9 protein-coding genes are annotated in these 14319 nt (G+C 64.5%); 5 read left to right on the forward strand and 4 right to left on the reverse strand.

What is annotated here, in order from left to right; genetic code table 11:
- Window positions 1-53: 53 nt before the first annotated feature.
- The 4 genes from AZSP09_RS12520 to AZSP09_RS12535 are packed head-to-tail and all read right to left on the reverse strand — an operon-like array spanning window position 54 to window position 4512.
- Entirely contained in the window at window positions 54-1076 is a 1023-nt protein-coding gene (locus tag AZSP09_RS12520; protein ID WP_172974756.1) for a TniQ family protein, read from the reverse strand.
- A 1-nt stretch (window position 1077) separates the two neighbouring features.
- Window positions 1078-1974, reverse strand: coding sequence for a TniB family NTP-binding protein (locus AZSP09_RS12525; RefSeq protein ID WP_197739015.1), 897 nt, complete (start codon window positions 1972-1974; stop codon window positions 1078-1080).
- Window positions 1964-3868, reverse strand: a complete 1905-nt coding sequence (locus tag AZSP09_RS12530; RefSeq protein ID WP_152090231.1) for a Mu transposase C-terminal domain-containing protein — start codon at window positions 3866-3868, stop codon at window positions 1964-1966. The genes AZSP09_RS12525 and AZSP09_RS12530 overlap by 11 nt, the downstream gene beginning before the upstream one ends.
- The gene (locus AZSP09_RS12535) at window positions 3865-4512 is read right to left on the reverse strand and encodes a TnsA endonuclease N-terminal domain-containing protein (protein WP_152090232.1); all 648 of its coding nucleotides are present in this window, start codon (window positions 4510-4512) and stop codon (window positions 3865-3867) included. Before AZSP09_RS12535 ends, AZSP09_RS12530 begins: the two co-directional genes overlap by 4 nt.
- Before the next feature lie 336 nt (window positions 4513-4848).
- Here AZSP09_RS12535 and AZSP09_RS12540 point away from each other — a divergent pair, with 336 nt between their 5' ends.
- The 5 genes from AZSP09_RS12540 to AZSP09_RS12560 all read left to right on the forward strand — a co-directional run bounded on the left by AZSP09_RS12540 (window position 4849) and on the right by AZSP09_RS12560 (window position 14251).
- A complete protein-coding gene (locus AZSP09_RS12540) occupies window positions 4849-6000 on the forward strand; it encodes an HD-GYP domain-containing protein (RefSeq protein ID WP_152090233.1) in 1152 nt (383 codons plus the stop codon).
- Window positions 5997-6665, forward strand: a complete 669-nt coding sequence (locus AZSP09_RS12545) for a histidine phosphatase family protein (RefSeq protein WP_130459574.1) — start codon at window positions 5997-5999, stop codon at window positions 6663-6665. The genes AZSP09_RS12540 and AZSP09_RS12545 overlap by 4 nt, the downstream gene beginning before the upstream one ends.
- Window positions 6662-10954 carry a PAS domain S-box protein gene (locus AZSP09_RS12550; protein WP_152090234.1) on the forward strand — a complete coding sequence of 1431 codons (4293 nt, stop codon included), beginning with the start codon at window positions 6662-6664 and terminating at the stop codon, window positions 10952-10954. The genes AZSP09_RS12545 and AZSP09_RS12550 overlap by 4 nt, the downstream gene beginning before the upstream one ends.
- Window positions 10955-11051: 97 nt before the next feature.
- On the forward strand, window positions 11052-13073 hold the full coding sequence (locus tag AZSP09_RS12555; RefSeq protein WP_152090235.1) for a TonB-dependent receptor: 2022 nt from the start codon (window positions 11052-11054) through the stop codon (window positions 13071-13073).
- Window positions 13074-13102: 29 nt separating this feature from the next.
- On the forward strand, window positions 13103-14251 hold the full coding sequence (locus tag AZSP09_RS12560) for a PepSY-associated TM helix domain-containing protein (RefSeq protein ID WP_152090236.1): 1149 nt from the start codon (window positions 13103-13105) through the stop codon (window positions 14249-14251).
- Window positions 14252-14319: the final 68 nt, after the last annotated feature.

The raw sequence follows: 14319 nt of genomic DNA on the forward strand, positions 1-14319 counted from the left end.
CGCCCGCTCTTCGAATGGTGGCCGTTCTTCTCTACGCGTAGAGAAACAACCGGCTACAGGCATCGGCGAGCACCCGCCCTTCGCCAGTTGGAAAACCTTCCCACCAGATGTCGATAGTCAGTAGGCGCCCCTTCGAAGTCCTTAAGCAGATGGTTATACCGGACAGCCTTGCTAGCCCAAGCTTCGCCTAGACGGGCTGCTAGGCCTTTCATCAACCAGAGCCCATACTGGACAAAGTGATGGCGTTCATCGATGGTATATCCCTCAATCGGTAGTCGTATTCGCGCCCTGGGCACGAACTGCACCCCCAGACGACGACAGATGAATTGCTCCAGTCGTCCATTGTTGCTCAGGCTTACCAGGATCGAGCACAGCTGATGTAGTACCGAGAAAAGCCCTAGATCGAACTTCCCCGTCTGTTCGATTGGCCCTGACAGCGAAACCAGCATCTCATCAAAGAGCAGATGAATTTCCTCCGAGAAAAACTCGGCTTGTTGCCCCTCCATCCCTGAGTAGTCATAGCCACACCCATGGCAGACATGCATGGGCCTGGCCTCCTGAATCGTCCGCCCAAAATCTCCTCTGTAGTGCATCACTGAAGCACCGCAATTCGGGCACGAATCCACCATCCTGACCTGGTGGATAGGGCAGTAAGTGAATAGAGCTAGTCTCCACTGTTTTCGGAAGTAAGGAACCTTGTCTGTCGCCAGGCATTGAGGGCATAGCAGCTGGCCATGCCCAAGTCGCTGCATCCCATACGTGTGTATTGTTGAGATCCATGGCAACTGGCCGGATAGGCGCCGCCTGGGATAAAGACGCTGACGGTAGGTAGCTAGCGTGGTGTGGAACACATCCCAGTAGTTGGTTCCGGTGTGGAGAGCCAGTTCCTTGAGTAGCCATGGAGGGGCAGAACGGTCTATGTCCCGATTCCAGGGAGACCGCTCATTCCCAAAAAGCATCCAAGAGAGGGTTTGCAGCTTGATCGCATTGGCCTGGGCAACCCGAACGATCCACGAGGACAACAGTTCGTCCTGAAACGGCTTGGGATGGGCTGGCCACACCTTGCCGTAGGCCATCTCAACCTCTCGGTTCCTTGCGACGCTCTGAGGGGGGCGTCCATCCCAGGCCATCCAAGATCCGCTTGTCGATGAGCTCCTTCCCGCTGCCCATCGCTTGAACCCCGGCCTTTACCAGGAGACGTGACAGCTCTCCCAGGTAGCCCTCGGTCATGGAGTAGATCTTGTCGGCCAGGGGGCCATCTATTAGGTTGGAGGGATTGCAGAGAGGGATGGCTTGCTCAAATGAGGCCAACAGCCTTAGAAAATCATCATCGTTGTGCCACCGGGGGATGTTGATGTGATCGAAGCGGTTGGATAGCTGAAGGTCAGTCTGAATTGCCCGAAAAGCGTCCTTGGTGCCGATCCCTACAATCGGTATCTCCAGTTCATTACCGAGATACTTGATCACATTGAGGAAGGCTTTCTGCTTGGTCATTGATCCCGCCAGGATGTGGTGGATTTCATCAATGAGCAGCATCTTGAGGCCCACAGCCTTCATCACCTTGATGGCCTGGAATTGCTTCCGGTCGGCCCGATCTCCGGGTTTGTAAGGGGCGAACAAGAGTTCCAGGATTGCGTTATAGAACCGTCCCTCATCGGGAACTGGCGGAGCCTGTACATAGAGGACAGGAACGATGGCTGCTTCGCCCTCTGGATTGTCTGCAGGTTTGTGCTGTTTGCAGAAGCGCTGGACCAACATGGTCTTGCCGTTATTGGTGTCACCAATAATTAGCAGATTGGGCATCCGGTGGGATTTCGGGTAGTTGAGTAGCTCTTCCAGCTTGCCTAGGGCTTCCTGGGCTCTGGGGTAGCCAATCCACCGTGGGGAACGAATGTAAGCAATGCGCTCTTCATCGGGGCGATCCAGATAAGCAGCCGCCTTCTTCAGAAGATGGGAGCCTGGCTCAGTCATCATCGTCCCCCTGCATGTCGTCTATGTCCTCGAAGGGTTTGATGACTCTGGCTGGCGGTGCCCTTTCTTGGGGAGGAGTGGGTACTGCTTTGGGAGAGACAGGGGGAATGTGGCTACGAGCATTGGAGATACCCAGTCGGGTACGTTCCCGGTTACGTCGAACCCTCTTGGTCATGACCTTGGCGTTCTCCTCGATCTCGCGCATCTTGTCGTAGGCGTCGAAGATCAGCATTTCATCCACGGGAGTCCCGGGGTGTTCCTGCTGGATGCGCTTTTCTGCTTCACCGAGCTCCCAGATGCTGATGGCTGGGTGAGCGGTGTTCCGATAAGGGATGGGGTAATACTCCTGGACCTCCGGGTCGTAGAACCAGATGGTGCTGATGTCCCGGGGGTCTCGCCGGCAGAGGAATTTGCGCTTGAGCTTGGGGTTTTCTGGATCCGGTGAAATGATCCAGCGGCGCAGCACGTCGTGCTGGTATTCGATGTGGTCCCAGACGATGCCGTACTGCTGGACTGTGCGGGTCTCGAAGGGCATCAGGTCCAGCTTAAGGCGAAGTTCGTCTGTGATACGCGGAGGGATGCCGATCCCAGGCTTCTTCTTGGTACCGAAAACACCCTCCTGCCACTTGGCGATGGGAGGCATGCCAAGTTGGGAGTGCTCGCGCTGGTGATATACCTCCACACAGAGGATGGTGAACCACTTCTCGAACTCCGCCAGACTCATCGCTGACTGACCTACGGAGTCATAGTCGCCCTTCTGTACGGGATTGGAGAACGTGGTCCCCGGGGCTGCATGGATTTCTGTGTTGAGGGTACCAAGGAGACGCTCAATGTGGGCGCCATAGTGAGGCGTGGCCACGGGCCGCCACTCCAGATCGATGCCATATTCCTTGCAGGCATTGCGGAGCATGTTCCCCCGGAATTCCTTGGCATTGTCGGCATGGATCGTCCGGGGGATTCCCCAGCAGGGCCAGGCGGTCTCGATGCCTTGCTTGGCCAGCCATTTCTCCTTGGGCAGGAAGGCATGGGTCAGGCACAGGCCGAGAGACAGGTTGCCGGGAGGGTCGAAGGAAATATAGAAGCCCAGGACCATGCGGGAGAACACGTCGATCAGGAGGGTTAGCCAGGGACGTCCGATCGGCAGCCTATAGATGTCATCCACCAGGATGATGTCCAAGGGCGTGTGGTCTACCTGGACCACAGAGAGTGGGAAGTCAGCTCCGGGGAAATGCCCCTTGAGGGGTGCATAGGCATCCCGGGCTGCCTTACCACCTTCGCGGGCCTTGGTTTTTTTGAAGGCATCGAGCTTCTTGATGCGATTACGGATGGTGTTGGCGTGGGGGGGCTGTAGGCCGACCTTTGCACACAGCCTTTCCACCTCCTGGATGACCTTGGCGACGCTCTTCTTCTGCTTGTTCAAGTAAACGGCACTGATAGTGTCAGTGACGATCTGCTCTGTCGCCGCAGGGATGAGAACTTTCCCCTTGTCCTTGCGATCCCGGCGAACAAACACGGTCAATTTGCCGGTCGTCTCGAAAAGTCGGAGCCACTTGTAGAGCGTGACGAAATGAACGCCTGCCTTCTTGGCACATTCCTCTACCTCTTGTTTGGTGTGGCCTGGATTGGACAAGAGGGGCTTAATGGCTTCGTACTTTCGTTCGGCCTCAGCTAACGCCTCCTTGTCGTGGGCGTTAAGATCCTTCTGGGGAGCGGACCGTATCGGCTCGGCAGGAGAAAGGTCGGTAATCGGTGCTTCAATGAACTTCCCAGAATCCGGCTCAAACAAGAGCACCGTGGCAAAGTCATGGGATTCCTGTCTAATGATGTGGCGTTTCCCTCGGTAGAAGACTGTGGAGCCATAGTCCAGGGAGAGCGGCGGGAGCCGGGTATCGGTCATGGGATGCTCCATATCGGCATGTCCATGGAGAGGTCGCCTTCCAGGTCAACTCCGATCCGATGATGGGCCATCAGATGCCAGAGTACCGGCAACCACTCAGCTCGAGCTTCATCACCGGTAGCTAGGGCAGCGGTGAGGCTGTCAGGTGTGGTGCGCTGCAGTACCTGTAACTGCTCAAGCATGCGCTCAGCTCCGGCTTCGGGGATATTCCTGAATCTGAACGGACCGAGGAAGCGGATATTGGCTAGGTAAGCAGTCCGAATTTCCATCTCGGTGACGATCCGAAAGCGCCAGTGCTTCTGCTTCGCGAGACGGATGCCTCGCCGGAGTTTTGGCTTGAGGTCTACCCAGTACTTTTTCAGGTCGGAGCGGTACTTAACTTCGCACAGCCAGGGCTGACGGCCTGTCTCTGGTTTGAATTCGACCAAGACGTCCGGTGTGTAGCTGCGAGAACTGCCATCTCCATCTCGCCACTCGATTTTGAGGGGCTGAACTTCAAAGCGCGCCACCTCCGGAGAGAACTCCAGGAGCGCCAGGAAGTCTCTTTCAAGAGTAGACTCGAATTCAGATGAACCCACCGCCTTGGTAGCAGCCGTAACCCCCGTTACATTGCGGTAGTTCTTGGGTACCTTGCGTATCGGCATATATAACCAGTTGCACAGAGGCTTGTATCTCTGGAAATTGGTAGTGCATAGCTATATTCAAGGTAGCTGGTATCGCTGGAATTTCAAGTAGGTCGTGGATCGCTAGTAGCGAGAAGCGTTGGAGTTCTCAGTGGTCTGACGGCAGCCGCCGCCCCCCGAACCCCGCCTGGAAACGCCGGTGCCTTGTGGCCCGGCGTTTTTGTTTGCTATGTTCGCCATGGCCCTGGCATTTTTTTGCCGGCCTAGGCATCGCCCCGGGTTTCTTCCCGCCGTTTTGGCGGCATACTGGGCAGATGCTGCAGGCGTCACGAAAAAGACCAGAACAAGGATAGGGACATGGGGGAAAACGGCGCCGCCGGGCGCAGCGACAAGACCATCCTGGTGGTGGACGATACCGGGGAGAACCTGACGGTCATCGGCGGCCTGCTGCAGCCCTTTTTCCGCGTGCGGGTCGCCAATTCCGGCATGCGGGCCCTCAAGGTGGCGCGCAGCGATCCCCGTCCGGACCTGATCCTGCTGGATGTGATGATGCCGGAGATGGACGGCTACGCCGTGCTCGCCGAACTGCGCCAGGACCCTTATACCCGGGACATTCCGGTGATGTTCGTCACCGCCATGGACGGCGACCAGGACGAGGAATACGGCCTTTCCCTGGGGGCCGTGGATTACATCACCAAGCCGATCCGCCCCGCCATCCTCCTGGCCCGGGTGCGCACCCACCTGGAACTGAAGGACGCCCGGGACTGGCTGCGGGACCAGAACGGCTACCTGGAGGGCGAGGTCAGCCGCCGCATGCGGGAGAATGACCTGATCAAGGACGTCAGCCTGAATGCCCTGGCCCTGCTGGCGGAAAAGAGGGACAACGAGACCGGCAACCACCTCTACCGCACCCAGGCCTATGTGGAGGCCCTGATGCAGCAGCTGCAGGACCATCCCCGCTTCCGCCACGCCCTTTCCGCCGCCCAGCGCCAGCTCATCGCCAAGGCGGCCCCCCTGCACGATATCGGCAAGGTGGGCATTCCCGACCAGATCCTGCTCAAGCCGGCCCGGCTGACGCCGGAGGAATTCGAGATCATGAAGACCCACAGCCTGATCGGCGCCGAAGCCATCGAGGCGGCCATCGAGCGGGTGGTGGGGGGCGACCGGGCGCGCCTGGACGAGCTGCAGGGCAATACGCCCCTGGACTTCCTCGTGGTGGCCCGCCACATCGCCCTGGGCCATCACGAAAAATGGGACGGCTCCGGCTACCCCCAGGGCCTGCGGGGCGATGCCATCCCCATCCCGGCCCGCCTCATGGCCCTGGCCGACGTCTTCGACGCCCTCACCTGCAAGCGCCACTACAAGAAGGCCTTTCCCCTGGAGCAGGCCGTGGCCCTGCTGGTGGAAGGGCGGGGCACCCATTTCGATCCGGATGTGGTCGATGCCTTCCTGGCCATCCAGGACCGCTTTGCCGACATCGCCCAGCGCTACGCGGACGGCGCCTCATGACGCGCCGTTCATCCCATTCCGCCCTGGCTGCCCGGCTGCGCCTGCTGCTCTGCCTGGCGGCTGCGCTCGTGCCCTGGGGCCGGGCCCTGGCCGAGCCCCTGCCGGCCTTTGTCGAGAAGCTGGCCACCCGGGAGCAGTTGCAGCAACTGCGCGAGGGCGGCTACGTCATCTACCTGCGCCATGGCATCACCGACAGCACCCGGCCCGACCGGGTGCCGGCCGTGGACCTCAACGACTGTGCCACCCAGCGGCCCCTGACCGAGGCCGGGCGCCAGCTGATGACGGAGGTGGGGCAGGCCATGCGGGAGGCCCGCATTCCGCTGGGCGACATTTTTGTCAGCCCCCTGTGCCGGGCCAAGGAGTCGGCCGAGGCGGCCTTCGGCAAGCGCTACACGGTGGATCCCCTGCTCATGTATACCGCCAACCTGACGACGGAGGAAAAGCGGCCAATCCTGGAAAGCACCCGCCGCCTGCTCTCCCTGCCAGTGCCGGCCGGCACCAACCGGGTGGTGCTGGCCCATGCGCCGAACCTGGCGGACCTCATGGGCTATTTCGTCAAGCCGGAAGGCACGGCAGTCATCATCCGGCCCCTGGGAGACAAGGGTTTCATCTACGTTGCCAGCATCCCCCCCCGGCGCTGGCCTGAACTGCTGCACAAGCCATGAAACGTCGTTTCACCTTCTTCCTCATCTTCTTCCTGCCAGTGATCCTGGTGGTGGTCATGGCGGCGGCCTACAGTTACTGGTCCCTTTCCTCCCTGCGGGACGAGCAGCAGCTGTCCAACCTGCAGCAGGTCAACGACCTGCAGATGGTGGCGGATGCCTCCCGCCTGGGGCACGACATGCTGGCGGTGCAGCAGCTGATCAACGCCACCCTGCGCCAGGCCAAGGCTGGCACCGTGGAGGAGGCGGCCGCCTACCAGGTGCACGTGCAGGTGGTGGACCGCCTGAAGGACATGGAATCCCTGCTGCAGCGGCTGTCCAACGTCCCCGGCCTGGGGCCGGAGGTGGATGGGGAGCTGAAGCAGATCCTGGTGGATTTCAAGGACTACCAGCACTACAGCATCATGGCCACGGACATCATCGCTGTGGATCTGCGGGTGGCGGACAGCCACGTGGCCCAGGCCACGGCCCGCTACCTGGCCTTTGCCGAACATGCGCAGAACGTATCGGCTCTGCTGACCCAGCGCACCCACGCCCGCATCGACGCCGCCGAGCGCAATATGGACGACTACGTCCAGCGCGCCCTGCTCATCGGCGTGCTCGGCATCACGGTGATGGGGTTGCTGTGGTTCTTCGTCACCTATTTCGTCACCCGCCAGTTGTCCCTCATCGTCGATTCCCTGCAACAGCTGAGCCTGAGCGAGGACGGGGGGCTCAGCCTGCGGGAGGTGGAGCACCTGAGCCGGATGCCCGGCGGCGGCCTGTTGACCGACATGGCCAAGGCCGTGCTGGTCTTCCGCGAGGCGGTGGTGGCCCGGGGCCATATGCAGGCCGCCCTGGAGGCCGAGCGCCAGCATCTCAAGTCCCTCATCCAGGGCATGCCCGACCTGGTCTGGCTGAAGGACCCCGCCGGCATCTATCTGGCCTGCAACTCCCGTTTCGAGAGCCTCTTCGGGCACCGGGAGGCGGAGATCGTCGGCCGCACCGACTATGACTTCGTCGGCCGGGAACTGGCGGACTTCTTCCGCGACAACGACCGCCGCGCCATGGCCCTCGGCCATGCCAGCCGCAACGAGGAATGGCTGGTGTTCGCCGCCGACGGACACCGGGAGCTGGTGGAAACCATCAAGACGCCCATCTATGACCGGGACGGGGTGGTGCTGGGGGTGCTCGGGGTGGCCCGGGACATCACGCCCCTGCACCAGTCCCAGGAAACCCTGCGGCAGAGGGAGGCGGCCCTGAAGCGGACCCAGACGGTGGCCCGCATCGGCAGCTGGAAGATCGACATTCCCGCCAACCTGCTGCACTGGTCCGAAGAGGCCCACCACCTGCTGGGCGTGCCCTGGGACCACGGCGTCGGCTTCGACGAATTCCTCGCCCAGGTGCATGGGGACGACCGGGCCTGGGTGCGCTCCGCCTGGCTGGCAGCCCTGGAGGGGGCCGAGTTCGATATCGAGCACCGCATGGTGGTGGACGGTACGGTGAAGTGGGTGCGGCAGCGGGCCGAACTGGAATTCGACGAGGCGGGCAAGCCCATGCGCGGCATCGGCATGGTGCAGGACATCACCGCCATCAAGGACGCCTCGGAGACCCTCAAGCAGCGGGAGAAGATCTTCCGCTCCATCACCAACCAGGCCGCCATCGGCATCGTGCTGATCGACGCCGAAACCATGACCTTCGCCGAGTTCAACGATGCCGCCTGCGAGTGTCTCGGCTACACCCGGGAGGAGTTCGCCAAGCTCAGCGTCTACGACATCCAGGGCGTGCACGACCGGGCCGGGGTGGATGCGCGCCGGGCCCAGATCCTGGCCCAGCGCGAGGCGGCCTTCGAGAACCAGCGCCGCCACAAGGACGGCAGCCTGCGGGATTTCTGGGTGACGGTGAAGGTGCTGCGCCTGAACGGCCGGGACTATCTCTCCTCGGTGTGGACCGACATCACCGAGGCCAAGGAAAACGAGCGGGCCCTGCTGCGCTACCAGAACCAGCTGGAGGAATTGGTGGCGGCCCGCACCGCCGAGCTGGCGGCGGCCAAGGAGGCGGCGGAGGCGGCCAACCGTTCCAAGAGTTCCTTCCTGGCCAACATGAGCCACGAGATCCGCACCCCGATGAACGCCATCATCGGCCTCACCCACCTGATCCGCCGCGACATCGCCACCGAGCGCCAGCGCCAGCAGCTGGACAAGGTCAGCAACGCCGCCCACCACCTGCTGGGCATCATCAACGACATCCTGGACTTCTCCAAGATCGAGGCCGGCAAGATGAGCCTGGAGCCGACGGATTTCGAGGTGGACCGGGTCATCCACAACGTGTGCACCCTGGTGGCCGAGAAGGCCGAGGCCAAGGGCCTGGAGGTGGTGGTGGACATCGCCCGCCTGCCGCCAGCCCTGCACGGCGACGGCCTGCGCCTGGGTCAGGTCCTGCTCAACTTCGTCGGCAATGCGGTGAAGTTTACCGAGCGGGGCAGCGTCGTCGTGCGCGGCTACGTCGCCCGCCAGGAGGCCGACAGCCTGTGGGTGCGACTGGAGGTGGCGGACACGGGCATCGGCCTCAGCCGGGAGCAGCAGCAATGCCTGTTCCAGGCCTTCACCCAGGCCGACGTCTCCACCACCCGGCAGTACGGCGGCACCGGCCTGGGCCTGGCCATTTCCCGGCGTCTGGCGGAGATGATGGGCGGCCGGGTCGGGGTGGACAGCGAACCGGGCAAGGGCAGCACCTTCTGGATCGAGGCCCCCTTCGGGAGCGTCGCCGCCCACGACCATCTGGAGCTGCCGCCCTGCCTGCCCCGCAATCTGCGGGCCCTGGCGGTGGACGACAGCGAGGACGCGCGGGAATCCCTGGCCCACACCCTGGCGGCCCTGGGCACCCGGGTGGATACGGCGGCTTCCGGCGAGGCGGCCCTGGATGCGGTCCTGGCCGCGGACCGGCTGGGGGACCCCTACCAGCTGGTGCTGCTGGACTGGCTGATGCCGCCGCCCGACGGGCTGGAGACAGGGCGGTGCATCCGGACCCTGCCCCTCAACGTGCAGCCCCAGCAGCTGCTGGTCAGTGCTGCCAAGGACATCCCCGCCACGGCCCTGAGTGAAGCAGGCTTTGCCGCCTTCATCGCCAAGCCGGTGACGCCGGCCAGCGTCCTGGTGGCCCTGGAAGGGGCCTTCGGTGACACCCCGCCCCTGTCCCGCAGCCCGGGGGACGAGATGGAGCGCAGTCTGGCCCGCTACCGCAACCAGCGCATCCTCCTGGCGGAGGACAATCCCCTCAACCAGGAGGTGGCCCTGGAACTGCTGCGCCACGTGGGCCTGGCGGTGGACCTGGCGGAGAACGGCAAGGAGGCCCTGGAACTGGCCCGGGGCAAGGCCTACGCCCTGATCCTGATGGACATCCAGATGCCGGTGATGGACGGCCTGGAGGCCGCCCGCCAGATCCGGGCCCTGCCGGGCTACGCCGGCACCCCGATCCTGGCCATGACCGCCAACGCCTTCAGCGAAGACCGGGACCTGTGCATCGCCGCCGGCATGAACGACCATGTGGCCAAGCCGGTGGACCCGGACCAGCTCTACGGCACCCTGCTGCGCTGGCTGCCCGAACCCAGCCGGGACGTGGTGGTGCGGCCGCCGCTGCCTGCCGCCGAGGCGCCGGCGGCGACGGCCGATGCCCTGGCAGCCGCCCTGGAGGCCGTTCCCGGCCTGGAGCTGGCCCAGGCCCTGCGGGTGGTGCGGGGCAACCGGACCCGGCTGGCCCAGTTCCTGCGCAAGTTTTCCGTCGACCACGGCGGCGACGGCCGCCGCATCGAAGCCTGTCTCGGTTTCGGCGAAACGGCCGAGGCCGCCCGGGTGGTACATACCCTCAAGGGCCTGGCCGGCTCCCTCGGACTCGCTGCCATCCAGACCCACACCCTGGCCCTGGAAGAGGCCCTGCGCGGCAGCCTGCCCCAGGCCGAGGTGGATGCGCGCCTGGCCCGGCTGGAAGAGGCCCTGGCCGAATTCAATGCGGCCCTCGCAGGTCTGGAGGGAGCGGTTGAGGCAGCGGCCCCGGGCATCGACTGGGCACAGCTGGGCCGGGAGGTGGAGGTCCTGCAGCGCCAGCTGGCGGTGGACGACCTGGACGCCTCCCGCACCTTCCAGAGCCTGCGCCCCACGCTGGAGGCGGCCCTGGGGGCGGAGGTGCGCACCCTGGCCGCCCAGATCGACGACTTCAACCTGGAAGAGGCCCTGCATACCCTGCAGGCCTTGATCGACGCCGAACCCCGTCTGCAGGAGGCGGGGCCGCCGGCAGCCTCAATGAAGGAGGCATAACCCCGTACAACACCGTACGGAAATGCGACTTTTTGTCGCAGGGCCAGGGCAGGGGCGGCTCCTATAATCGCCCCTCCTTTTTTGCCCCGGTGGCCCCATGCTGACCCAGATCGCCCGCGCCGTTTCCCTCTGCTGCCTCGGTTCCTTCACCCTGGCCGCCCTGGCCCAATCCGGCGATGCTTCCCTGGTCCTGGGCGAGGTGACGGTGCGGGGCCAGGAGGAAGGTCCCCTGCCGACCCGCCGCATCCTCAGTTCGGTGGACGTGTTGGGTGGGGAAGTGCTGGAGTCGCGCAATGCCAAGTTCGCCTGGGAACTGTTCAACCTGGTGCCCGGGGCCCAGGTCACCAGCTTCGGCCAGGGCAACTGGGGCGGCAAGTTCTCCATCCGCGGCTTCAACGGCGAGGGCGAGATCAACGCGGTGAAGCTGCTCATCGACGGCATCCCCAGCAACAGCAACGACGGCAACATGCCCTACCTGGACATGGTCTTCGCCCAGGACATCGACGCCATCGAAGTGGTGCGCGGCACCAACGCCCCGCGTAACGGTCTGCACGCCATTGCCGGTAGTGCCAACGTGGTGACCCGCATCGGCGGCAACGACACCCGCCTGCGTCTGGGGGCCGGCAGCTTCGGCAGCAACGAGCTGCAGCTGTCCAAGGCCATCGAGCAGGACGGCCTGTCCCAGAACTACTTCGTTGCCACCCAGCACAGCAACGGCCAGCGGGACCACAGCCAGGTCGACCGTTCCACCTTTGCCGGCAAGTGGTTCTACACCCCCGACAGCGGCTCCACCCGGGTCGGCCTGATTGCCCGCCACTACGAGAGCGAGGCCCAGGAGCCGGGCTATCTGACGGCGGGAGAGAACAGCAACAACCCGGACCAGTCCCTGGCCCGCAATGCCACCGACGGCGGCATCCGCCGCATGAACCAGGTCAGCGGCCACCTGGAGACGGCCATCAACGACCGCCTCTACTGGACCACCCGGGTCTATGCCAACGAATACACGGACAAGCGCTGGGTGCGCTTCTCCGCCGCGGCCTCCCAGCAGGAACGCCTGACCGAGGAAAACCACTACGGCTTCCTCTCCAACCTCACCTATCGTCCCGAGGTCAGCTGGGCCCATGCGGTGGCCATCGAAGGCGGCGTCGACGCCCAGTGGCAGGAGAACCACAGCGAACGCTACCTGACCACCAACCGGGTACGCACCACCACCCGCTGGAACCAGGATTTCGACTTCGACATCTACGGCGCCTACGTGCAGGCCGTGATCCAGCCCACGCCCCAGTGGAAGCTGATTCCCGGCTACCGGGTGGACGCCATCCGCGGCAGCTACACCAACAACCTGAACGGCCGCACCTACGACATCAACGACTACGGTCTCATCAACCAGCCCAAGTTCAGCGTCGTCTATACCCCGGACCCCCGCTACAGCCTCTACGGCAACGCCGGTCGCACCTTCCAGGTGGGTGTCGGCACCGGCTCCTACAAGGTGGGCCGCAGCGACAACATGGAACCTTCCCTCAACGACGGCTGGGAACTGGGGCTGAAGCTGGCACCCGTCGCCGGGGTCGAAGGGCGGGTGGCCCTGTGGCAGCAGAAGGCCAGCAACGAGGCCCGCCGGGTGCTCAACGGCGCTTCCAACGACTCCGAATACATCGGCGACACCCGCCGCCGCGGTCTGGACCTGCAACTGTCCGCCAAACTCGGCAGCCAGTGGCGCCTGTGGGGCGGCGTCGCCTTCCAGCGGGCCATCATCACCCAGGCCGAGGCCGCCAATCCGGCCTCCCAGGGCAAGGAAGTGGACCACGTGCCGCACCGCATCTACTCCCTGGGGGCGGATTACCAGGCGACGCCGGACCTGAAGCTGTCCCTGTGGGCCAACGGCCAGAGCAGCTACTACCTGGAGCGCACCAACAGCACCGCCAAGTTCGGCGGCTACAACCTGCTCAACGTTTCCGCCGCCTACCAGCTGCGGCGCGATACCACCCTGGAATTCCAGGTGAAGAACCTGGCCGACCGCTACTACGAGTACGTCTGGTGGTACGACAACACGGTGCGTGACCTGCATTCCCGGGGCGACGGCCGGGCCGCCTACGCCACCGTCAACGTCAAGTTCTGAGGCCGGCCGGCGGGCCCCCTGGAGGCGGCATGAGGTCCTGGCGACGGCGCTGCCGGGTCTGGCTGCTGGCCCTGCACCAGTGGCTGGGCCTGAGCCTGGGCCTGCTGTTCTGCCTGCTCGGCCTCACTGGCTCCCTGCTGGTCTTCTATGTGGAAGGGGACCGGCTGCTCAACCCGGAACTGGTGGTGGTGCCGCCGTCATGCCAGTCTCCCGCCGGCACTCCCTGCCAGCCCCAATCCCTGGACCGGATTTACGCCCTGCTCGAAGCGGCCCATCCCGGGCGCAACGGCGGCTGGCGCCTGGAACTGCCCATGGGCCCCGGGCAGCCGCTGACGGCCCGCTACTACCAGCCCGAGGAAAAAGCCGGCCTGGGCTTCGCCCCCCTGCTGGTGACGGTGGACCCCTACCGCCTGCAGATCACCAGCCAGCGCTTCTGGGGCGACTTCGCCGCCACCTGGCTCTACGACCTCCATTTCACCCTGCTGCTGGACCGCAGCGGGCGCACCCTGCTCGGCGCCGCTTCCCTCCTGCTGCTGCTCCTGCTGGGGCTCGGCGTCTATCTCTGGTGGCCGTCGCCCAGGCGCCTGGGGGCGGCCCTGCGGCCGGGGGCGGGGCGCAGCAGCCAGCGCCGCATCTACGACTGGCACGTCCTCGGCGGCATCTACGGCCTGCCCCTGTTGCTGCTGCTGACCCTGAGCGGCGCCATGCTGGAGCAGCCGGCCTGGTTCAAGCCCGTCCTCGCCCTGTTCTCGCCCGTGGATGCGCTGCCGGTCCCGGCGGCCGAATCCGGCTCCATCCTCATTGCTCCCCAGCAGGCCCTGGAGATCGCCCGCCAACACCTGCCCAGGGGCGAGGTGCGCTGGCTGGAGACGCCGCCGGCGGGCGGCGGCAACTACCGCCTGCGCATCTACCAGCCGGGGGACCCGAGCCGGCGCTTTCCCCACACCCTGATGTGGATCGACGCCGCCAGCGGTGAAGTCCTGGCCCTGCGCCGGCCGGAGCAGGGCAGCGTCGCCGACAGCCTTTTCAACTGGCTCCATCCCCTGCACAACGGCGAGGCCTTCGGCCTGCCCGGACGCCTGCTGACGGCCCTGGCCGGCCTGCTGCCCCTGCTGCTGTTCTACACCGGCCTGCGCCGCTGGCGGCAGAAGGTGGCCGCCCGGGCCGCCCGCCCCTGAGTCGCTGCCGTCGCCGCTTACCTCGGCCCGCCGCGGGGCGTACCATTGGGGGGTGAGCCTTGGCGGAG

The sequence above is a fragment of the Azospira sp. I09 genome, assembly GCF_009177135.1.
In the GTDB taxonomy this organism is placed as follows: domain Bacteria; phylum Pseudomonadota; class Gammaproteobacteria; order Burkholderiales; family Rhodocyclaceae; genus Azospira; species Azospira oryzae.